We start from the raw sequence: 22,808 nt of genomic DNA on the forward strand, positions 1-22,808 counted from the left end.
GCCGCCCGCACATGGACTCCATTATCGAATTGCGCCATCTGAAAACCTTACTGGCACTTGAAGAAACAGGCAGCGTATCTTTAGCTGCCAAACGCGTTTTCCTGACCCAATCCGCACTTTCCCACCAAATCCGCACTTTGGAAAATTATTACGAAACGCCATTGTTCGAGCGAAAATCCTCCCCCGTTCGTTTTACACCCGCAGGCGAACGCCTATTGCAGCTTGCCCGCGACCTAATGCCCCAAGTTGCCGCCGCCGAGCGCGATATGGCACAAATTATCGAAGGCAAAGCAGGCGAATTGCGGTTGGCCGTGGAATGCCATACCTGCTTTGACTGGTTGATGCCGGCCATGGGCGAGTTCCGCCCGCTATGGCCGCAAGTCGAATTGGATATTGTTTCCGGCTTTCAGGCTGATCCGGTCGGGCTGTTATTACAACACCGTGCCGATTTAGCGATTGTTTCCGAAGCCGAACCCCATCCCGGCATTATTTACCAACCACTGTTTACTTACGGCATGGTCGGCATTTGTGCCAAAGATCACCCGCTTGCCGCCAAAAAAATATGGGAAGCCGAAGATTTCGCCGATGAAACCCTCATCACCTACCCCGTGCCCGACGATATGCTGGACTTGCTGCGCAAAGTATTATTACCCAAAGGCATTAATCCACCGCGCCGTCATAGCGAGCTGACTATTGCCATTATCCAACTGGTTGCCAGCCGGCGCGGCATTTCCGCCCTACCTTATTGGACGGTGATGCCTTATTTGGAAAAAGGCTATGTGGTGTCGCGACAGATTACCGAAAACGGTTTGCAAAGCAACCTATACACCGCTATGCGTACAGAAGACCAAGACAAAACCTATCTGGATAATTTCTGCCGGATTGTACGCGAACTCGGTTTTGCCGAACTGCCCGGCTTAAGTGTATTGGAAATGCCTGCCAAATAATCCGCCACATAACCAACAGGCCGTCTGAATAATTTCAGACGGCCTCTGTATCGACTATAAAAAATCGACTATAAAAAACTATAAGTTATTTTTTCCAATAAGGCGGTGAAAACAGTATCAATACGGTAAAAATCTCCAAACGCCCCAACAGCATCACAATGGTACACAACCACTTTTGTACATCACTCAAACCGGCATAATTCGATGCAGGGCCGACCACACCCAAGCCCGGGCCGGCATTGGTAATACAGGCAACCGTCGCACTAAAGGCCGAGAGAAAATCCAAACCGGTTCCCATCATCACAAAAGTAAACAGCACCACCGTCATAAAATAAACGAAGATAAAAGCCATCACCGTCAACGCGGTTCGCTCTGGAATCGTCCGCCCGTTTACCTTGACATTTCTCACAGCATTAGGATGCAGCAAAATCAGCATTTCCCGCAAGCTGAATTTAGCCAAAACAATCGCACGTGCATTTTTCACGCCGCCGCCCATCGAGCCCGAACTGGCCAAAACATTGGCAAGAAAATACATCCATAGCGAAGTAATCAGCGGCCACTGTCCATAATCTGCATTGGCAAACCCGCTTGATAAGCCAATCGATACGTAGTTAAACGAAGTAAACCGTAATGACTCTCCAAAAGACGGATAATATTGCTGCTGCCACAAATAAATACTCACCACCAATATACTGATACTCAATACGGCAAGTAGAATACGACTTTCCTCATCCCGCCAATAACGGGCGGGTGAACGTTCGCTAAAAGCACTCATGTGCGTCACAAAACTGATGGCACCGAATACTGTAATACCGATCACAATCAACTCTATGGTCTGCGAATTAAAATAAGCAATACTGTCGTCGTGTGAAGAAAATCCACCCAAAGAAATCGTCGACATCGCATGGCAAAGTGCATCAAACCAACTCATACCGGCCCAATAAAGCGCGATAAAGGCTACGCAAGTACTAATGGCATAAGTAAACCAAAGTTTTTTAGCCACTTGCGAAATACGCGGTGCAATTTTGCTGTCTTTATCCAATCCCGGAATTTCTGCTTTAAAAAGTTGCGTTCCCCCTACACCCAACATCGGCAAAATGGCGACCGCCAACACAATAATACCCATACCGCCGAGCCAGTTAAGCATATGCCGCCAAAAGTTAATTGAGGGCGCAAGCGTATCCAAACTGGTAATTACCGTCGCCCCCGTTGTGGTCAGCCCCGACATCGCTTCAAAGAATGCGTCGATATAGCTCATTTGCGGGAAATACAGATAAATCGGCATGGCTGCCACAACGGCAAATCCGAGCCAAAGCATAAAAACCAGAGTAAATCCGTCGCGCACCCGTAATTCACGCTGATAGCGGCGGGTCAACAACCAAGTAATACAAGAGCCGACAATTGTCACCAACGCAGTATGACTGAACGCATCGAACGCATCATCCAAGAAAATATACGACACAAAAGTTGGCGCAAGCAGCAGTACTGAAAAAAATACGCCCAACTTGGAAAGAATGTGAATAATGGGAATGATTTTTTGCATAAAGAAGTTTTAAACTTTCAGACGGCCTTAATGACTTAATCGGCATAATATTTATGATGTAGCAACAAACCAGGCCGTCTGAAAATTATTTAAGGTATTGTGTTTCAAAAAATGAAGGCTTGTTCAGCTTTAAATAAAAGTATTATATTGGATTTTTTACTCGTCCGATGCAGAAGTTGCTGTCTGAGCATCGGCCTCAAACCACTTTCCGACCACCTCACCCACTTCTTCCATGCCCTGTTTTTTCAAACTGGAAAAAAGCTGCACACTAACAGTTTGGCGTTCGGCATAAGGTTTTAATGCTTTTTTAACGGCAGCCAATGTTTTAATCTGATCATTTTTAGAAAGCTTATCGGCTTTGGAAAGTAAAATATGCACCGGCCGGCCTGTAGTATGAAAAAAATCCAACATGCGCAAATCCAACGCTTTCAAAGGATGGCGTGCGTCCATAATCAACACCAACCCGATAAGCTGTTTGCGGTGTTGCAAATAATCGCCAAGCAATCCGACCCAATGCGCGCGCACTGCCTCGGGAACCTGTGCATAGCCATAACCGGGCAAATCCACCATAAAACCACCGCCTGCCAATTCAAAAAAATTGATATGCTGGGTACGGCCGGGTGTTTTGGACACATACGCCAGCCGCACATGATTGGTCAAGGTATTAATCGCACTTGACTTGCCCGCATTACTGCGTCCGACAAAGGCAATTTCGGCCGGTGTATCGGGTAAATCTTTCAAATGATTGACCGTGGTAAAGAATTTGGCATTTTGAAATAGGTTCATAAGTGGTAAAATTGTGTGAATTTGTTATAGAATACCACGATTATAGAATTATCGGTTCAGTCGGGTGAGGACAAACCCGTCATTGAGTATAGTAAAGGGCATCACGGCAGCGTTCTGTGGTGCTGTTATTAGGAGCACTGCCATGAAACGTTTTACCTTATTCGCCCTGGCCATAGCAGCAGGAGCGGTTACTGCTGCGCCAAAAGCGGATATTGCCAAAGGCAAAGAAATTGTCACCAACATCTGTGCTGCCTGCCACGCCGCAGACGGTAACAGCGGTATCGCCATGTATCCGAAGTTGGCTGCACAACACGAATATTATATTTTCACCCAAACCAAAGACATTAAAGAAGGTAAACGGACAACCGGTGCGTCAGCAGCTATGGCGCCGATGGTAGCGGCGCTTTCCGATCAGGATATCCGTAACGTTGCCGCTTTTTATTCGACACAATTCCCCAAAGAGGGCGAAACCAATCCGAAAGACAACGCCGAATTGGGTACAAAAATTTATCGCGGCGGATTGGCTGCTAAAAATATTCCTGCCTGTATGTCGTGCCACGGCCCCAGCGGTGCAGGTATGCCGGGCGGCGGTACCGATATTATTGCCTATCCACGTTTAGGCGGCCAACACAAAGCTTATATTGTCGAACAAATGAAAGCTTATCGTTCCGGCCAGCGCCAAAACCCCATTATGGTCGATATTGCCAGCCGTTTGAGCGATGATGAATTAGATGCAGTAGCCAACTTTATTCAAGGCCTGCATTAATCTGACTTTTTTGCTTGATTGTTGAGGCCGTCTGAAAGAATTTCTTTCAGACGGCCTTCGGTCGAAAGCTATTTTTAGTTTTAACCATCAGATAAGCACAAACCAAATGAATATCATCACACCCGACCAATCTTACCCGGTAATGTGAATATATTCGGAAAAACTTATGACCCGAACCAAACATATCCCGCTGATTAAAAGACCATGGTTTGCTTTTTTAAGCTCCATGCGCTTTGCCGTGGCCTTACTCAGCCTATTGGGTGTGGCTTCGATTATCGGCACGGTACTCCAACAAAACCAGCCCCAAGTCAACTATGTGGTTAAATTCGGCCCGTTTTGGACGGAGATTTTCGGCTACTTAGGTTTATTTGATGTTTATGCATCAGGATGGTTTGTGCTGATTATGCTGTTTCTGGTGATTTCTACCGGATTGTGCCTGTGGCGCAACATTCCCCCTTTTATAAGGGAAATGAAGTCTTATCGCTTAAATGCCGCTAAAAAATCACTGGCAGCCATGAAGCATAGTACTTTACTTTCAGGTGGACTGACTCCTGAAATCGCAGAACGTTACCTGAAAGTTCAAGGCTTCAATACCAAAAAAGCCGAAAGAGAAGACGGTTCTACCTTGATTGCTGCCAAAAAAGGCGCTATGAACAAATGGGGCTATATTTTCGCCCATGCCGCCATTATCGTTATCTGCCTTGGTGGGTTGATAGACAGCAATCTTTTACTGAAAGTCGGCATGCTCACCGGCAGCATCGTTCCGGATAACGACAGCCTTTATGCCAAAGATTTCAAACCGGAAAGCACATTAGGCAGCAATAATATTTCTTTCCGCGGCAACGTCAATATTGCCGAAGGCCAAAAAACCAACGTGGTTTTTCTGAATGCAGACAAAGGCATGCTCATTCAAGATTTGCCTTTTGATGTCCAATTAAAACGCTTCCACATCGACTACTACGATACCGGCATGCCTAAAGATTTTGCCAGCGATTTGATTGTCACCGACAGTAAAACAGGCAAAAAAACCGAACATACCATCCGCGTTAACCACCCGCTGACCGTTGACGGCATCACCATTTATCAGGCTAGCTTTGCCGACGGCGGCTCCGATTTAAAACTCAAAGCCTGGAATCTTGCCGGCAACAGCCGCACACCCGCCCTGATGGACGCCGTTTCCATGCAAGCTTTCCCTCTTGATATCGGTGAAGAAGAATATAAGCTGGAATTCGACCAATTTACCGCCATGAACGTACAAGATACCAGCATGCCGTCTGAAGACAAACCTTTACAGATTCAGACAGCCATCAATGATGTACGCAGCGTAAAACAAAACAAAAAATTTACCAACATCGGCCCTTCTATTGTTTACCGCATCCGCGACAAAGCCGGCCAAGCCGTTGAATATAAAAACTATATGCTGCCTATCCGGCAGGATGATGACTATTTTTACCTGACCGGCACCAGAACCGGTTTGGAACAGCAATACCGCTGGCTGCGTATCCCCACCGATTCAAACGGCAGTATCGATACTTTCATGGCCATACGCGAACTGATCAACGATCCGGCTGTGTTAAAACGCATTATCGGCAACGCAGCCCAAGCCGCACCCGCGAATATCCGTGGAACGTTTGCTCAAGGAGCGGAACACACATTAAACACCTTTAGAAACGGCGGCCTGGTCGCACTGGGTGACGACATCAATGCACGCACCCCCGAAGCCGATCGAGAAACCGTATGGAATTTTTCTTCAAGAATTGTTTACAGCACTTTGAATACCGTTTTAGACGAAGCAATTCGAACTTATAACCTGCCCGAATGGCAAGATCCGGAAGCACGCAACCGCTTTCTAATTCACAGTATGGAAGCCTATACCGGCCTCACCGCCTACCCTGCTCCAGTCTTGTTACAATTAAGCGGCTATAAAGAAGTACGCTCGTCCGGCCTACAAATGACCCGTTCTCCGGGCGCATCATTGGTTTATTTAGGTTCGGTATTGTTGGTATTAGGTACTATCTTTATGTTTTACATTCGTGAAAAACGCGCATGGCTGCTATTTGACCAAACCGGAATACGCTTTTCCATGTCGTCCTCACGCAACGAACGCGATTTACAAAAAGAATTTCCCAAACATACTGCCGATTTAGAAACACTGGCCAAAGATTTAAATCACTAATAACCGTTCTGATATTTTTCAGACGGCCATTGAAAAATAACGACCCGCATCCAACGAGGTATGCAAACATGAACCCAACCATCAAAAGTACGGATAAAGCAGCACAACATATCCTACTGGAACAAAAAACCTTTCTACGCCGCCTCAATAGCTGGGACTGGGGCTTCGCCTTGATTATGACCATGGTGGCTGTATTCTCACAGCTTCACGTCGGCCATAATATGGATATCTACGAAATCGCCATTTTATGGATTAGTTGCGCGGCCTCTATTCTATTGGGTTGGTTTTTCAAACCACTACGTGTTTTTATTATTGCCAGCGTCTTTTTAGCTTATATCGGTGTGACCTTCTATAACGGAGACATCGCACAAGCCGACCGTTTCGTTCTGAAATATTTCCTCAGCAGCCAATCGGCGATTATGTGGCAGTGCGCCAGCATATTTCTGGCCCTACTCTGTTATATAGCAGGCGCGCTACTCACCCGTAAGAACCAAGCACCGACCAACACCCTATTGGGTATCGCCTCAAACCTCACTTGGATTTCGGCGCTGGCCGGCTTTACCGGCTTGCTCGTTCGCTGGCACGAAAGTTATCTGCTGCGCCCCGATGCCGGCCACATTCCCGTTTCCAATCTTTATGAAGTCTTTATCTTGTTTTTGGTGATTACCGCGCTGATGTATCTCTATTACGAAAGCAAATTCGCCATCCAAAAACTCGGCGGCTTCGTATTGTCGTTTATGGCCGTCGTGGTGATATTTGTTTTATGGTACAGCCTGTCACGCGAGGCGCATGCCATCCAACCGCTGATTCCCGCCCTACAATCTTGGTGGATGAAAATACACGTACCTGCCAACTTTATCGGCTACGGCGCATTCTGTATGTCTGCCATGCTCGGTATTGCCGAACTATTGGCTATCCGTAGTGAAACCGCCGGTAAAAAATCATGGCTACCCGAATCTCAAGCCATTGAAGAAGTGATGTATAAAGCAATTGCTGTCGGCTTTTTATTCTTCACCATCGCCACCATTCTCGGCGCACTCTGGGCAGCAGACGCATGGGGACGCTATTGGAGTTGGGATCCGAAAGAAACTTGGGCCTTTATCGTTTGGCTGAACTATGCCATTTGGCTGCACTTACGCCTGGTTGCCGGCTGGCGCGGCAAAGTATTGGCATGGTGGGCAGTTATCGGCCTATTTATTACCGCTTTCGCCTTTATCGGCGTGAATATGTTTTTAAGCGGTTTGCATTCTTACGGCGAACTCTAATCATCCACTTAACTCATTAAAAGAGGCCGTCTGAAAGAATTTTCAGACGGCCTGTTTACTTTCCCTATAAATATAAAATATCTCCACCATACACCGGTAATATCTGATATATTTAAACAATTATCTGTACGGTTTGTTATTTTGAACCTTATAAAACAACCAAGCCGTCTGAAAATACTCATTCCGCGTTACAATAAATAATACCTTTACCGCCCGCCCTGCTTTTTATGTCTGTCAAAATCCGTACCCGTACTATCGATCAAACTGCCTGCCAAACCCTGATTCAAGCAGGTGCCGATCCGCTACTGGCGCGTTTATGCGCCGCCCGCCATATCACCACACCGGCAGAGTTAGACGACAAACTTAACGCCCTACTGCCCTATCAAACCCTGAAAAACTGTACCCAAGCCGCCGAAAGGCTGGCCGACGCCATTGAGCGCAAAGAAAAAATCCTGATTGTGGCCGACTATGATGCCGACGGCGCAACAGCCTGTACTGTCGGTGTAAAGGGCTTAAGCGCTATGGGTGCCAGGGTGGATTTTCTCGTTCCCAACCGTTTCGAACACGGTTACGGCCTCACCCCCGAACTGGCCGAAATGGCCGCCGAACAAAATACCCAACTGCTGATTACGGTTGATAACGGTATTGCCAGCATAGCCGGCGTAGAACGGGCGCAACAGCTCGGTATTGATGTGATCATTACCGACCACCATCTGCCCGCCGATACCGTACCAAGCTGTATTATTGTCAATCCCAACCAACAGGGCTGTACCTTTGCCAGTAAAAGCATGGCAGGGGTCGGTGTGATTTTTTATGTATTGATGGCATTGCGCGCCGAATTGAGACAACGCAGTTATTTCACCACCGCCCAAAATCCGCAACCCGGCCATCCCCAAGAACCCAATCTGGCCGAATATCTGGACTTGGTCGCCCTCGGCACCATTGCCGATGTTGTTTCTCTCGACCACAATAACCGCATTCTGGTGTCGCAAGGCCTCAAACGCATCCGTGCCGGCAAAATGCGCCCCGGTATCCGCGCTCTGTTTGAAATCGCACGGCGCGACTGGCGTAAAGCGCAACCGTTCGATATGGGCTTTGCCCTCGGCCCGCGCATCAATGCCGCCGGCAGGTTGGATGATATGTCGGTCGGCATTGCCTGCCTGTTGGCAGACAATATTGAAGAGGGTCAAAGCCTTGCCGCCCGTTTGAACGATTTAAATATCGAGCGGCGTGAAATCGAGCAATCCATGTTGCAAGACGCCATCAATGGTTTTCCGGACACCCTGCCGCCGGAACAAACCACTCTAGTGGCTTACCGCAATGATTTCCATCAGGGGGTGGTCGGTATTGTCGCCAGCCGTCTGAAAGACCGTTTCTACCGCCCAACCATTGTCTTCGCCCCTGCCGGCGACGGTGAGGTTCGCGGTTCCGGCCGTTCCATTCCCGGACTACACCTGCGCGACGCACTTGATTTGGTATCGAAACGCCACCCCGATCTGATACTCAAATTCGGCGGACATGCCATGGCGGCCGGTTTAAGCATACATGCCGACAATATCCCTGCTTTTCAGACGGCCTTTGAACAAACAGTGAGCAGCCTACTGTGCGCGGATGATTTATCCCAAACCTACCTGACCGACGGCAGCCTGCCCGCTGCCGATATTACCCTCGCCCACGCCCAACACCTTGCCCGCCAAGTGTGGGGACAAGGATTCGCCCCCCCGAGTTTTACCGACGAATTCGCCGTTATCCGTCAACAGGCGATGGGGGTAAACCATAAAAAAGTATGGCTGCAAAAAGACGGTCATGAGTTTGAGGCTATGTTTTGGCGTTGTACAGAAGAAATCCCACCCAAAATACGCACGGTTTACCGCCCTGTCGCCAATGAATGGCGCAACAATATCGAACTGCAACTTTATATCGACTATTGGGAAGCTGCTTAAAGCATCTTGTAAAAAAGACTTATTGCCCATATAGTGGAAGAATACTTTGCACAACCCTAAAACAGGACAAGCCAATATTATGCAACACGTTAAAATGTATACCGGCCCCTACTGCCCTTATTGCACTATGGCTAAAAAACTTTTAAATCAGCAAGGTGTGACCGATATCGAAGAAATCCGTATCGACCAAAACCCTGAAGATTTCAACGAAATGCAGCAAATCACAGGCCAACGAACCGTGCCGCAAATTTTTATCGGTGAAACCCATGTCGGTGGCTTTACCGACTTACACAAGCTACACCAGCAAGGCGAACTACAAAGCCTGCTGGACGGCGAGAAAGAATAAAACTTCCCTTCCCGCTGCCCCGGCAGCACAATTTTTAGAAAGAAAGCGTAATCATGAGTGAAGAACGCCAACCTGTATTCAGCATTGAAAAACTGTATGTAAAAGATATGTCTTTAGAAGTGCCGCACGCACCTAAAGTCTTTTTGGAACAAGGCGAGCCGGAAGTCGATATGCGTGTCGCTACCGACAGCCAACAACTCGAAGAAGGCTTCCATGAAGTCACCGTGACCGTGACCGTGACCGCCAAACTGGAAAACGATCGAGTAATGTTCCTCAATGAAGTATCGCAAAGCGGCATTTTCCGTTTGGAAAATATTCCTGAAGAAGATGTGAAATTACTGTTGGCCGTAGCCTGCCCGAATATTCTCTTCCCATACGCACGCGAAGCGATTTCTTCAACCATCAGCCGCGCCGGTTTCCCGCCCGTATTGTTGGCACCGATTAACTTCGAAGCCATGTACCAGCAATCACAAGAAGGCAACGCTTAAGCCGTTGAGTTCTTTGATATATAACAGGCCGTCTGAATATTTTTCAGACGGCCTGTTTATCCATAAACATCGGCATCATTTCAATTTTATAGCGATGCGGATACACAGCCAAACCACCCATATCATCGGGCTTATTTCCAATAATTCCCCCCTGTATCACAACCTAAATCGGACTTTCCTTTAAAAAGCACCGAAACACCATTAAAATACAGCCTCTGATGATTGAATAAAACGGCATACCACGTGAAAATATTAATACTCGGCAGCGGACAAGTCGGCTCCACCGTCGCCAACAACCTCGCCTCCATTCCCGCCAACGATGTCACCATTATTGATATAGACGAACACGCCTTACACAATATGGCCAGCCGCTTGGATGTTCAAACCGTATTAGGAAACGGCGCTTCGCCTATGGTATTGGCACAAGCAGGTGCGGCCGATGCCGATTTGCTTCTGGCATTGACCCGTAACGACGAAACCAATATTGTCGCCTGCAAATTGGCGGCCGATCTATTTAATATCCCCAGCCGTATCGCCCGCGTGCGCTCTACTGACTATCTGGAATATCAAACCGAAAACCCGATTACCGACAAAGATAAAGAGCAAAACAACAGCCTGGCCTGTTTCGACATTACCGAATCCATCAGCCCCGAACAATTGGTAACCGAACGGCTTATCGGCTTAATCAACTACACCAGTGCATTGCAAGTATTACGTTTTGCCGACGATAAAGCACGCATGGTTATCGTACAGGCGCACAAAAGTGGTTTGCTGGTCGGCAAAGAAATTTCTCAGATTAACCTTCACCTCCCCGAAGGAGCCGATTGTCAGATTTGCGCAATTTACCGTAACAACCATCTGATTGTTCCTTCCGCCCAAACCGTGATTATTGAAGGCGATGAAGTATTCTTTGTTGCAGCAAGCGAAAACGTGGCCGTTATTATGCGCGAGTTGCGGCCGAAAGAGCAGCAAAACCGCCGTATTATGATCGCCGGTGGCGGTAATATCGGCTACCGTTTGGCCAAACAGCTAGAAAATCAATACGATATCAAAATCGTTGAATACAGCACCAACCGTGCCGCATGGTTAGCCGAAAATCTTGATACCTCTTTGGTGCTACAAGGTTCCGCTTCGGATGAAGCCTTGCTCGAAGCAGAATATATTGATGAAATCGACGTATTCTGCGCCCTCACCAACGACGATGAAAACAATATTATGTCGAGCCTGTTGGCCAAAAACCTTGGTGCCAAAAGGGTGATTTCGATTGTGAACCGTTCCAGCTACGTTGATTTATTGGAAGGCAATAAAATCGATATCGTTGTTTCGCCCCACTTGGTAACCATCGGCTCGATATTGGCCTATATCCGGCGCGGCGACGTAGTAGCCGTCCACCCCTTGCGCCGCGGCACGGCCGAAGCTATCGAAGCCGTTGTACACGGCGATAAAAACACCTCCGCCCTAGTCGGCAGGCGCGTTTCAGAAGTCAAATGGCCGTCCGGCTGCCATGTCACCGCCATCGTGCGGGGCGACGAAGTGATTATGGGACACAAAGAAGATGCCGTCATAGAAGCCGACGACCATATTATCTTCTTCGTTTCCCGCCGCCGTGTCGTGCGTGAATTGGAAAAACTGATTGAAGTCAAAATGGGCTTCTTCGGCTAATCCGGCTATTTAAATACTTAGGCCGTCTGAAACTTTTTCAGACGGCCTCCCCAAATATAAAAAGCGTTCCCACTCGGAACTATAGAAAGCTGAAAAATATGGTCAGAACCAAAATATGCGGTTTCACCCGCCCCGAAGATGCCCGCGCAGCAGCGGAATTAGGGGTGGATGCTATCGGTTTGGTGTTTTACGACAAAAGCAAAAGGGCTGTTAACATTCAACAAGCACAAGCCGTTGTTCAAGCCCTGCCGCCGTTTGTGAGCGTGGTCGGCTTATTTGTGAATGAAAGTGCCGAACGTATCAACGATATTCTGGCGCAAGTTCACATTGATATTATTCAGTTTCACGGCGATGAAACACCCGAATTTTGCCGTGGTTTCAGACGGCCTTATATCAAAGCCGTACGCGTACAGGATACCGCAGGTATTACCGCTGCCATCGAGCAATTTGCCGATGCCCGCGCGGTTTTATTCGATGCCTATGTCGATGGCGAATACGGCGGCACCGGACACCGCTTCGATTGGCAGATGCTGCCCGCAACCCTATCCGGGCACTGGGTGCTTTCCGGCGGGCTCACCCCCGAGAATACCGCCGCCGCAATTGCCCTCACCGGCGCAACGGCTATTGATGTTTCCAGCGGCGTAGAAAGTACCCCCGGTATCAAGTGCCCGCAAAAAATGGCTGCATTTTTACAGGCCGCCCGTGCTGCAAAATAACCGGCATTGCCCCATAAATGCCAAAGCCGTCTGAAGCAGTTTCAGACGGCCTAAACCATCAAAACAGCCGCCGTTTGACTATCAAAACAAATATAACCGACAACAGTGAAGCTGCTAAAATATAAATCTTTTCAGACGGCCTGCCGTCTCCCAACACCGCTACCCCAATCACGAAGGATTGTTTTATGCAAAATTACCACTTCCCAGACCAACAAGGCTTTTTCGGCGAACACGGCGGTATTTATGTGTCCGAAACCCTGATTCCCGCGTTAAAAGAATTAGCGCAGGCTTATCAGGAAGCCAAAAACGATCCCGCCTTTTGGGCAGCATTCCATCATGATTTAAAGCATTATGTCGGCCGTCCCAGCCCCGTTTACCACGCCGAACGCCTCAGCCAAAAACTCGGCGGCGCACAAATCTGGCTCAAGCGTGAAGACCTCAACCACACCGGTGCGCACAAAGTCAACAACACCATCGGGCAGGCGCTGTTAGCCAAACGCATGGGCAAAAAACGCGTGATTGCGGAAACCGGTGCCGGCCAGCACGGAGTCGCCACTGCCACCGTTGCCGCCCGCTTCGGTATGGAATGTCATGTTTACATGGGTGCCGACGATATCCAACGCCAAGCCCCCAATGTATTCCGTATGAAACTGCTCGGTGCCAACGTTATCGGCGTAGAAAGTGGTTCGCGCACATTGAAAGACGCCATGAATGAAGCCATGCGCGAATGGGTCGCCCGTGTGGATGACACCTTCTATATTATCGGCACCGCCGCAGGCCCCGCGCCCTACCCCGAAATGGTGCGCGACTTCCAATGCGTGATCGGCAATGAAGCCAAAACCCAAATGCTCGAAGCCATCGGCAGACAACCTGATATTGCCGTTGCCTGTGTTGGCGGCGGTTCCAACGCCATCGGCCTGTTCCACCCTTATATAGCGGAAACCGGCGTGCGCTTAGTCGGTGTAGAAGCCGGCGGACTCGGCATCGACACCACCGAACATGCCGCCCCCATCAGCAGCAAAGCCCCTATCGGCGTCCTCCACGGTTTCCGCAGCTATCTGATGCAGGATGAACACGGCCAAGTAGTCGGCACCCATTCCGTATCCGCCGGTTTGGATTATCCCGGCATCGGCCCCGAACATAGCCACCTTGCCGATATCGGCCGCGCCGAATACTACGCCGCCAATGATGATGCCGCACTGGAAGCTTTTGATTTATTGTGCCGCTACGAAGGCATTATCCCCGCCCTAGAATCCAGCCATGCTTTGGCTTGGGCTGTTGCCGAAGCGCCGAAAATGCAAAAAGACCAAGTGATTTTGGTCAACTTATCCGGCCGCGGTGATAAAGACATTAATACCGTTGCGAAACTAAAAGGTATTGAATTGTAAATAATTTCAATCAACAAGGCCGTCTGAAAATATTTTCAGACGGCCTTTTATATTGAAACTACTCAGATAACCAATTAAGCAAATGGATGTTGCAAAACAATGGTTTCTTCACGGTCGGGGCCGGTGGATACAATCGCTACCGGTGCGCCGCATACTTCTTCAATACGCTTCAGATATGCTTTAGCATTATCGGGCAGCTTATCGAATTCTTTCACCCCGAAAGTCGATTCCGTCCAACCCGGCATGGTTTCATAAATCGGTTCGCAACCGGCAACGGCATTGGCACCGAAAGGCAAAATATCGGTTTTGCTGCCGTCCGGCAATTGATAGCCGGTACAGATTTTGATTTCTTCAATGCCGTCCATCACATCCAATTTGGTAATACACATACCGGAAATGCCGTTAATCTGAATCGAGCGTTTTAAGGCCGCAGCATCAAACCAACCGCAACGGCGGGCACGACCGGTCACGGAACCGAATTCATGGCCGCGCTCGGCCAAACCGGCACCGATTTCATCGAATAATTCGGTCGGGAACGGGCCGGAACCTACACGGGTCGTATAGGCTTTCACAATACCCAATACATAATTCAACATTTGCGGCGGCACACCCGCACCGGCAGAAGCCGCACCGGCCAAGCAGTTGGATGAAGTAACGAACGGATAAGTACCATAGTCGATATCCAACAGCGTACCCTGCGCACCTTCAAACAACAGGCATTCACCTTTTTGATTTTTTTCATATAGGGTACGCGACACATCGGCAATCATCGGCTTGATGCGTGTACAGAATTTTTCAACAACCGCCAGCACATCTTCAAATTTAACCGCTTCGGCACCATGCAGATGTTTTAACTGAACATTGTAATATTCAATATTGCTTTCTAATTTGGCCTTTAATTTTTCAATATCGAATAAATCCACCATACGGATGGCGCGGCGAGCTACTTTGTCTTCATAAGCCGGGCCGATACCGCGGCCTGTCGTGCCGATTTTGCCGCTGCCGCGAGAGGCTTCACGTGCCTGATCCAAAGCAATATGGTAAGGCAGAATCAAAGTGGCGGTCGGGGCGATTTTCAGACGGCCTTCCACATTCTTTACACCTGCCTGGTTTAATTCGTCGATTTCGCCCAACAATGCTTCCGGGCTGACCACAACACCCGAGCCGATAAAGCATTCCAAATTTTCATGAAGAATCCCACTGGGAATCAGGCGCAGAATGGTTTTCTTGCCGCCCACCACCAAAGTATGACCTGCATTATGGCCGCCTTGAAAACGTACCACCCCGGAAGTTTGTTCCGCCAACCAGTCTACAATTTTACCTTTGCCTTCGTCGCCCCATTGAGCGCCGATAACTACTACGTTTTTAGCCATAATTTCCAACCTGTTATTTACACGTCAATAATGTTCCACTTACCGTCTTGCTCCACAAGACGGCGCGTCGTATTTTTGTTACCGTTATAGTCCATACCGTAATCCACAACCACACAATGCCCTTCGGCACGTAATTGTTCAATCACTTCATGCGCGGCCGCCACATCTTTGTGATCAACTGCAATCATCGGCATGCGCGGGCTATGTGGTAACCGCCCGATAAACATGCGCAAATCGAAACTGAAACCGGTCGCCGGGCGGGCACGGCCAAAATAGACACCCAATCCGTCATAACGGCCGCCACGTGCGATCGCATCATGGCAACTTGAGCCATAAGCGGCATAAAGTAACCCCGTATGATAGTTATCAACACGTAGTTCAGATAAATCGATATGGATATTTTGCTGCGGGAAAGCATCACAAACAGCCTGCAATTCGTCTAAAGCCTGCCCAACTGCGAATAAATCAGGCAGTTTCGTGCGGGCTTCGGCCACCACTTCCCGCGAGCCATACAATGTCGGCAACAGAGAAAAAGCTTTCGCCCACATACCATCGAGCTTCCACTCCTCCACCTGTGCACGCACCTCATTGGCATCTTTATCCTGCATCAGCGACAACAATTGTTCCGCCTGCTGTTCACTTAAATCAGCCGCTTTAGCCAATGCACGGAATACACCGATATGCCCGAGCGACAGCAAAATATCGCCAAACTCGGCCACGGCAACACTTTTCAGCATTAAATCAATTAGTTCGACATCGGCCGCCACATCAGCAAAGCCGTATAGTTCCGCCCCCACCTGCAAAGGTTCGCGCGTATTCAAAAAACCATCCGGACGGGCATGCAATACCGAGCCAGCATAGCACAAGCGGTTAATGCCATTATTGGCGGACAACAAATGGGCATCAATACGGGCAACCTGCGGGGTGATATCGGCACGGATACCTAACTGCCTACCGCTCAACTGATCAACCACACGGATGGTTTTTAACGACAATCCGGTATCGATACGGGTAAGCAGAGAATGGCTGTATTCCATTAAAGGAGGATGCACAAGCTCATATCCGTGCACGCGGAACAAACCTAATAATTGTTCGCGCACACTCTCCAATTCGCGTGCGGTCGAAGGTAATATATCGGCAATATGTTCGGGTAGCTGCCAAGACTGCATGAGACTCTTTCCGTAAGCATGAGGAAGGCTGCTTAACTTAAAATCGGGCAAAATTTAAACAATTCTGCGGAGAACCTGATTTTAATTCAAACAGCCCCGTACAGCAGACAAATCTGCCATGTGATGATTAAAATCAGACTTTAACATAAAACAACAAATTCGTGCAGCCTGTTTTGAACACATCAGAATAAAGGCCGTCTGAATAGTGATCTGACCCCCAAATCTTGGACAAACATAAAAGCCTTTTCAGGCTGCCTTTTCGAGCTGGGTTCTGTATGCCACAGGACTCAGCTTTTTCAATTTCAAACTACATCTGTCATGATTGTAGTATCGTATATAGTCATCTATTGTCTGCATCAGCTCTGTTGTCGAAACTTTGCCTTCCTGATAAAAGCATTCCGTCTTCAGTATCGCAAAGAAGCTTTCCATCGGTGCATTGTCCCAACAATTGCCTTTACGCGACATACTTTTCACTATGCCGTGTTCTGCCAACGTGCGGCGGTAGGCTTCCGTACGGTACAGCACACCTTGATCGGAATGCAGCAGCACTTTATCTGCCTTTGTCAGTTTGCAGACCGCATCATTCAGCATTCTTTCCACCATCTCGCTGTTCGGGCGGCGGCTCATCGCATAAGCGACGATTTCGCGGTTAAATACATCCAATATCGGTGACAGATACAGTTTGCCATTGCTGCACTTGAATTCGGTGGCATCCGTCAGCCATTTCTCATTGGGCTTTTGCGCCTCAAAGCGGCGGTTCAGAATATTATCCGACGGTTCGCCCATTGCCGGATGGCGGTAGGCTTTTTTCGGACGCACTTTGGCTTTCAATTGCAACAGTTTCATCAAACGGATAACCTTTTTCTTATTCCATGACAAAGTGGCGGCAATCCGCCTGTATCCGTAACGCCCTTGATGGCGGGCATAAACTTCGGCAACGGCGGCTTTGTCCTGTTCGTCCGGGTCGGGACGGCCGTGGTGGTAATAAAAGCTGCTTTTGGGCAGTGCAGCACTGTGCAGCAGGTATTTAAGCGGATGTTTTGCCCTCAGTGCTTGGACGGCTTCGCTTTTTTGGCGACCGCTTCTTTCTGCCTGAGGGCTTTTAATTCCTTTAGATAGTCGTTCTCCGCCCGCATATAGCGCAACTCTTCGATTAGTTCCGCCTGTGTTTTTTCGTGGTCGGGTTTATCGACGATAAAGGGGTTTTTGCGTTTGATGATCATAATGGCCTGCGGATGCTCAAGTGCGCGGATGCCGCCTTGGTTGTATGCGGCTATCCAACGGCGTAAATGGGTACGGGAAATATTAAAGTGATCGGCAGTACGCTGTTGGCTGCGTACGCGCTGATAATATTGCACGGCTTGGTATTTAAAGTCTAATGTATATTTGCTCATAAGAAAACTGCACCTTAATGGGTTGGAGGAGTGTCCAACTTTTGGGGTGCAGTTCATAGGTTTCAGACGGCCTTTTCAATATGCTTGAATCTACGATATCAATCCGTAGTAGTCGGATAAGTACCTTTTACCAAAATATCGCGGGTTACATCATGAATATTGCGGTTACCGGTAAAGGCCATAGAAACATCCATTTCTTTATAAAGGATTTCCAGCGCACGAGTAACACCTTCTTCACCGTAAGCACCCAATCCATAAAGGAAGGCACGACCGATCATAGTACCGCGCGCACCCAATGCCCAAGCTTTAAGAATATCCTGACCACTGCGGATACCGCTATCAAGCCATACTTCAATATCATTACCCACTGCGCTCACAATATCCGGCAGGGCTTTAATAGAAGAAATCGTATCGTCAAGCTGGCGTCCGCCATGATTGGAAACCACCAACGCATCGGCACCGCTTTTCACAGCCAGTTCTGCATCTTCAGGCTCCATCACACCCTTCAGAATCAGTTTGCCACCCCATAAATCTTTAATGCGGGCAACATCATCCCAACTCAATGCAGGGTCAAACTGCTCGGCTGTCCAAGACGACAGCGAAGACAAATCGGTTACATTTTTAGCATGGCCGACAATATTGCCGAATGTGCGCCGCTTGGTATTCAGCATTTTCATACACCATTCGGGTTTGGTGGCCAAATTAATCATATTAGGAATAGTCGGTTTCGGTGGCGCAGACAAACCGTTTTTAATATCTTTATGGCGTTGCCCCAAAACTTGTAAATCAACCGTCAGAATCAATGCCGAACATTGTGCCGCTTGGGCGCGCTTAACCAAATTCTCCATAAACTCACGGTCACGCATGACATAAAGCTGAAACCAAAAAGGCGCACTGGTATTTTCTGCAATATCTTCAATTGAGCAGATAGACATCGTAGAAAGCGAGAAAGGCACGCCGAATTTTTCCGCTGCACGGGCGGCTAAGATTTCACCGTCGGCATGTTGCATACCGGTAAACCCTGTCGGGGCAATCGCAACCGGCATTTTCACATCTTGGCCAATCATTTTGGTTTCCAAGCTGCGGTTTTCCATATCTACCAAAATACGTTGGCGGAATTTAATATCTTGGAAATCAGTGGTATTGTCACGATAAGTTCTTTCAGTCCACGAACCCGAATCAGCGTAGTCGTAAAACATTTTCGGTACTTTACGTTGCGCCATCAGGCGCAAATCTTCGATACAGGTCATTTTACTCAAATCACGTTTCATGTCATCTACCTTAAAAAATACATTATTTCTATTAATAAACAATAAATAAAGCCAAATAGTTTTAGATGGGCTCACTATCGGCTACTTGATAATCCCTATCAATCTATACCAAGCACAAGCATATTGCAAATGCTTTATAAGCTTAATAGATAAACTATGCCAAGACTACCTATAAATATTACCCTACATTTTCAACCCTAATCCTACTCATATTAAACTTCATAAATTATTGTTATCTACATAAAAAGAAAACTTCCATCTAACACTAACAGATTAATTATAAGCCGTCTGAAAAAATGCTATGCCTTTTATAGCGGCAGACAATGCTCCGCCAATATATACTTGACTAAATCACTCAGATATTAGACAATCGCCCTCAAGATACAACACAAACCCACCGAATAATTTTAAAACAGGCACACCATGCGACTGACCACCAAAGGCCGCTTTGCCGTCACTGCCATGATAGATTTGGCGATGAACGCCCAAAGCGGTGCGGTAAAATTAAGCGCCATTAGCGAGAGGCAGAATATTTCTCTTTCTTATTTGGAACAACTATTCAGCAAACTTCGTCGAGCCGAATTGGTAGAGAGCCTACGCGGCCCCGGAGGCGGGTATATTCTTGCAGCGCCGGCCACCCAAATCAATATTGCCCAAATCATTGCTGCCGCAGAAGACTGCCTTGATGCGACACAGTGCGGCAGTAGAGGAAACTGCAATAACGGACATGCTTGCGTTACCCACGAACTATGGGAAAGTCTGAATAAAATCATCAATGACTATCTAAGCAACGTTACCTTGCAGAATGTGGTTGACCAAAACAATGAAAACCACGGCCACGTGATTAATTTTACCCATATTCATTAAATGTATAATGATACGAACCATATAAATAAAAACGAAAGAGACCACCAACCATGACTGTTAAAACCCCGATATACCTTGACTACGCTGCCACCACACCGGTTGATCCGCGTGTTGCAGAAAAAATGATTCCCTACCTGACCGAGCAATTCGGCAACCCCGCATCCAACAGCCATAGTTTCGGCTGGACGGCAGAAGAAGCGGTTGAGAATGCCCGTTTGGAAATTGCCAAATTGATTAATGCCGATGCCAAAGAGATTGTTTTTACCAGCGGCGCAACCGAATCAGACAATCTGGCCATCAAAGGTGCGGCACACTTTTATAAAACCAGAGGCAAACACCTGATTACCGTTAAAACCGAGCATAAAGCCGTGCTCGACACTATGCGCGAATTGGAACGTCAGGGCTTTGAAGTCACTTATTTAGGTGTACAAGATAACGGCCTGATTGACTTGGAAGAGCTCAAAGCCGCCATCCGCCCCGATACCATTTTGGTTTCTGTGATGTGGGTGAACAATGAAATCGGCGTGATTCAAGATATTCCCGCAATTGGTGAAATCTGCCGCGAAAACAAAATTATTTTCCACGTCGATGCTGCTCAAGCTGCAGGGAAAACACCGATTGACGTAGAAGCCGCCAAAGTAGATTTGATGAGCTTATCCGCTCACAAAATTTACGGCCCTAAAGGTATCGGCGCTATGTATGTACGCCGCAAACCGCGCGTACGCCTTGAAGCACAAATGCACGGTGGCGGCCATGAACGCGGTTTCCGAAGCGGTACATTGCCGACACACCAAATCGTCGGCATGGGTGAAGCATTCCGCTTGGCTCGTGAAGAGTTAGACAAAGACCGCGAACACGCTTTGAAATTACGCGATATCTTCTTAAAAGGCATCGAAGGCATTGAAGAAGTTTATATCAACGGCGATTTAGACAAACGCGTGCCTACCAACCTAAATGTCAGCTTTAACTTTGTAGAAGGTGAAAGCCTGATTATGGCCGTGAAAGAATTGGCTGTTTCCAGCGGTTCGGCCTGTACGTCTGCCTCTTTGGAACCCTCGTATGTTTTACGCGCCCTAGGCCGTAACGATGAGCTGGCGCACTCTTCCCTACGTATTAGCTTCGGCCGCATGACCACCGAAGAAGAAATGGCCTATGCCGCCGATTTAATTAAATCCAAAATCGGCAAACTGCGCGAACTTTCCCCATTATGGGAAATGTTTAAAGAAGGCATTGACTTGAATACTGTAGAATGGGCCGAACATTAAGAATAACCGGAAACAATCGGCCGTCTGAAACGGTTTCAGACGGCCAAACGAAACGAACAACCATACCAATACACAAGGAACCCTATCATGGCATATAGCGATAAAGTAATTGATCATTACGAAAACCCCCGTAACGTCGGCTCTTTTGACAAAGACGACAACGACGTCGGTACCGGCATGGTCGGCGCCCCGGCCTGCGGCGACGTAATGAAACTCCAAATCAAAGTAAACGATAACGGCGTAATTGAAGATGCCAAATTTAAAACCTACGGTTGCGGTTCTGCCATTGCCTCTTCATCACTAATTACCGAATGGGTAAAAGGCAAAAGCTTGGACGAAGCTTTATCGATTAAAAACAACCAGATTGCCGAAGAACTGGAACTGCCACCAGTAAAAGTACACTGCTCTATCTTGGCTGAAGACGCGATTAAAGCCGCAGTTTCCGACTATAAAAAGAAACACGGCGGCGAATAAAGTAAGGTGTGTGCGGCTCTCCGCCTTATCCTATCTTTCGATCATAGCGGCATAGCTCATTGCCGCTGTTGGCACGGATAATGGTTTCTTCCATATCCGGAATAATAATTGGCACATTCTTCAGCTGAAAACATACCAATACAATTGGTTGATATAAAGGAAAAGCCATGCCGTTCAGCGAAACGGAAATCCAATCCCTATTGGCACAAAAAGGCATTGGCAAAACCATATTGCAACGCTTACAACAAATGGGTTTAGATAGCGTGTCGACTCTGGCCTGTGCCAATATAGATGATGTTTTAACACAAGGTTCGGCACTTACCGGCTCAACCTGCTGGAAAAACAGCCCACAGGCAAAAGCTGCGATCAGCAATGCTATTGCATGGGCACAACAACAGTCGGTCTCCCCAAAGCCAACCTATAAAACGGAAAATAAACAGACATGATTACCCTTACCGAAAAAGCAGCCAATCATATCCAAAACTTTCTTACCAAACGTGGTAAAGGCGAAGGCATCCGCTTGGGCGTAAAAACCAGTGGCTGCTCAGGCATGGCCTATACTTTGGAATTTGTGGATGAAGTCCAACCCGAAGATATGGTGTTTGAAGGTTTCGGCGTGAAAGTCTTTGTCGATCCCAAAAGCCACGTTTATTTAGACGGTACCGAATTGGACTACACCAAAGAAGGTTTGCAGGAAGGCTTTAAATTCCAAAACCCAAACGTGAAAGACGAATGCGGTTGCGGCGAAAGCTTCCACGTTTGATGATTGCCCTATTCAGTTTTAGACGGCCTATTTTCAATCATACAGGCCGTCTGAAAACTGTTTTGCCATAATCTCAATACCTTGTCTGATTTTATGGCCTCATAAAATTCTAGGTCGTCTGAAATATTTTTTTCAGACGGCCTTTTCAATATCATCAAAATCATTCATAAACCTTATCGCCCACCCCTACGGCCATTAGGTTTCAG

22 protein-coding genes are annotated in these 22,808 nt (G+C 47.8%); 15 read left to right on the forward strand and 7 right to left on the reverse strand.

Going from position 1 to position 22,808, the window contains the following annotated elements; translation table 11 throughout:
* The first annotated feature begins 11 nt into the window (after positions 1 to 11).
* Positions 12 to 947 carry a LysR family transcriptional regulator gene (locus D0T92_RS09755; RefSeq protein ID WP_151052406.1) on the forward strand — a complete coding sequence of 312 codons (936 nt, stop codon included), beginning with the start codon at positions 12 to 14 and terminating at the stop codon, positions 945 to 947.
* 85 nt (positions 948 to 1,032) lie between these two features.
* Here the strand turns inward: D0T92_RS09755 and D0T92_RS09760 are convergent, their stop codons facing one another.
* Positions 1,033 to 2,490 (reverse strand): TrkH family potassium uptake protein, encoded by a 1,458-nt coding sequence (locus D0T92_RS09760; RefSeq protein ID WP_151052408.1) that lies wholly within the window; start codon positions 2,488 to 2,490, stop codon positions 1,033 to 1,035.
* A gap of 156 nt (positions 2,491 to 2,646) precedes the next feature.
* A complete protein-coding gene (gene yihA, locus D0T92_RS09765) occupies positions 2,647 to 3,276 on the reverse strand; it encodes a ribosome biogenesis GTP-binding protein YihA/YsxC (RefSeq protein WP_151052410.1) in 630 nt (209 codons plus the stop codon).
* Positions 3,277 to 3,418: 142 nt separating this feature from the next.
* Between yihA and D0T92_RS09770 the strand changes: the two genes are divergently transcribed.
* The 9 genes from D0T92_RS09770 (at position 3,419) to trpB (ending at position 14,026) form a co-directional block, all read left to right on the forward strand.
* Positions 3,419 to 4,042 carry a c-type cytochrome gene (locus tag D0T92_RS09770; RefSeq protein WP_151052413.1) on the forward strand — a complete coding sequence of 208 codons (624 nt, stop codon included), beginning with the start codon at positions 3,419 to 3,421 and terminating at the stop codon, positions 4,040 to 4,042.
* A 166-nt stretch (positions 4,043 to 4,208) separates the two neighbouring features.
* On the forward strand, positions 4,209 to 6,218 hold the full coding sequence (locus D0T92_RS09775; protein WP_151052415.1) for a cytochrome c biogenesis protein ResB: 2,010 nt from the start codon (positions 4,209 to 4,211) through the stop codon (positions 6,216 to 6,218).
* Between the two features lie 68 nt (positions 6,219 to 6,286).
* Positions 6,287 to 7,483, forward strand: coding sequence for a c-type cytochrome biogenesis protein CcsB (ccsB, locus tag D0T92_RS09780; RefSeq protein WP_151052417.1), 1,197 nt, complete (start codon positions 6,287 to 6,289; stop codon positions 7,481 to 7,483).
* A 227-nt stretch (positions 7,484 to 7,710) separates the two neighbouring features.
* Entirely contained in the window at positions 7,711 to 9,426 is a 1,716-nt protein-coding gene (recJ, locus tag D0T92_RS09785; protein WP_151052419.1) for a single-stranded-DNA-specific exonuclease RecJ, read from the forward strand.
* Between the two features lie 79 nt (positions 9,427 to 9,505).
* Positions 9,506 to 9,772, forward strand: coding sequence for a glutaredoxin 3 (grxC, locus tag D0T92_RS09790; protein ID WP_151052420.1), 267 nt, complete (start codon positions 9,506 to 9,508; stop codon positions 9,770 to 9,772).
* 53 nt (positions 9,773 to 9,825) lie between these two features.
* Complete coding sequence (secB, locus tag D0T92_RS09795; RefSeq protein ID WP_151052422.1) at positions 9,826 to 10,260, forward strand: protein-export chaperone SecB; 435 nt, start codon at positions 9,826 to 9,828, stop codon at positions 10,258 to 10,260.
* A gap of 243 nt (positions 10,261 to 10,503) precedes the next feature.
* Positions 10,504 to 11,922, forward strand: a complete 1,419-nt coding sequence (trkA, locus tag D0T92_RS09800; RefSeq protein WP_151052424.1) for a Trk system potassium transporter TrkA — start codon at positions 10,504 to 10,506, stop codon at positions 11,920 to 11,922.
* A 98-nt stretch (positions 11,923 to 12,020) separates the two neighbouring features.
* On the forward strand, positions 12,021 to 12,638 hold the full coding sequence (locus D0T92_RS09805) for a phosphoribosylanthranilate isomerase (protein ID WP_151052426.1): 618 nt from the start codon (positions 12,021 to 12,023) through the stop codon (positions 12,636 to 12,638).
* Between the two features lie 185 nt (positions 12,639 to 12,823).
* Entirely contained in the window at positions 12,824 to 14,026 is a 1,203-nt protein-coding gene (gene trpB, locus D0T92_RS09810) for a tryptophan synthase subunit beta (RefSeq protein ID WP_151052428.1), read from the forward strand.
* Positions 14,027 to 14,100: 74 nt separating this feature from the next.
* Here trpB and D0T92_RS09815 read toward each other — a convergent pair whose 3' ends face one another.
* The 5 genes from D0T92_RS09815 to D0T92_RS09835 all read right to left on the reverse strand — a co-directional run bounded on the left by D0T92_RS09815 (position 14,101) and on the right by D0T92_RS09835 (position 19,233).
* Positions 14,101 to 15,399 (reverse strand): adenylosuccinate synthase, encoded by a 1,299-nt coding sequence (locus tag D0T92_RS09815; RefSeq protein WP_151052430.1) that lies wholly within the window; start codon positions 15,397 to 15,399, stop codon positions 14,101 to 14,103.
* Positions 15,400 to 15,416: 17 nt separating this feature from the next.
* Complete coding sequence (locus D0T92_RS09820; RefSeq protein ID WP_151052431.1) at positions 15,417 to 16,568, reverse strand: ATP phosphoribosyltransferase regulatory subunit; 1,152 nt, start codon at positions 16,566 to 16,568, stop codon at positions 15,417 to 15,419.
* Between the two features lie 246 nt (positions 16,569 to 16,814).
* The gene (locus D0T92_RS09825) at positions 16,815 to 17,675 is read right to left on the reverse strand and encodes an IS3 family transposase (RefSeq protein ID WP_151050639.1); all 861 of its coding nucleotides are present in this window, start codon (positions 17,673 to 17,675) and stop codon (positions 16,815 to 16,817) included.
* Complete coding sequence (locus D0T92_RS09830) at positions 17,615 to 17,962, reverse strand: helix-turn-helix domain-containing protein (protein WP_151049971.1); 348 nt, start codon at positions 17,960 to 17,962, stop codon at positions 17,615 to 17,617. Before D0T92_RS09830 ends, D0T92_RS09825 begins: the two co-directional genes overlap by 61 nt.
* Before the next feature lie 98 nt (positions 17,963 to 18,060).
* A complete protein-coding gene (locus D0T92_RS09835) occupies positions 18,061 to 19,233 on the reverse strand; it encodes an alpha-hydroxy acid oxidase (RefSeq protein WP_151052433.1) in 1,173 nt (390 codons plus the stop codon).
* Positions 19,234 to 19,656: 423 nt separating this feature from the next.
* On the opposite strand from D0T92_RS09835, the gene iscR reads away from it, so the two are divergent.
* The 5 genes from iscR to iscA all read left to right on the forward strand — a co-directional run bounded on the left by iscR (position 19,657) and on the right by iscA (position 22,602).
* The gene (iscR, locus tag D0T92_RS09840) at positions 19,657 to 20,100 is read left to right on the forward strand and encodes a Fe-S cluster assembly transcriptional regulator IscR (RefSeq protein ID WP_151052435.1); all 444 of its coding nucleotides are present in this window, start codon (positions 19,657 to 19,659) and stop codon (positions 20,098 to 20,100) included.
* Positions 20,101 to 20,150: 50 nt separating this feature from the next.
* Positions 20,151 to 21,365, forward strand: a complete 1,215-nt coding sequence (locus D0T92_RS09845; RefSeq protein WP_151052437.1) for an IscS subfamily cysteine desulfurase — start codon at positions 20,151 to 20,153, stop codon at positions 21,363 to 21,365.
* Between the two features lie 87 nt (positions 21,366 to 21,452).
* Positions 21,453 to 21,839, forward strand: a complete 387-nt coding sequence (iscU, locus tag D0T92_RS09850; RefSeq protein WP_151052439.1) for a Fe-S cluster assembly scaffold IscU — start codon at positions 21,453 to 21,455, stop codon at positions 21,837 to 21,839.
* Between the two features lie 167 nt (positions 21,840 to 22,006).
* Positions 22,007 to 22,285, forward strand: coding sequence for a recombinase RecA (locus D0T92_RS09855; protein WP_151052441.1), 279 nt, complete (start codon positions 22,007 to 22,009; stop codon positions 22,283 to 22,285).
* Entirely contained in the window at positions 22,282 to 22,602 is a 321-nt protein-coding gene (gene iscA, locus D0T92_RS09860; RefSeq protein WP_151052443.1) for an iron-sulfur cluster assembly protein IscA, read from the forward strand. The genes D0T92_RS09855 and iscA overlap by 4 nt, the downstream gene beginning before the upstream one ends.
* Positions 22,603 to 22,808 lie beyond the last annotated feature (206 nt).

Source organism: Neisseria zalophi (assembly GCF_008807015.1).
Taxonomy (GTDB): domain Bacteria; phylum Pseudomonadota; class Gammaproteobacteria; order Burkholderiales; family Neisseriaceae; genus Neisseria; species Neisseria zalophi.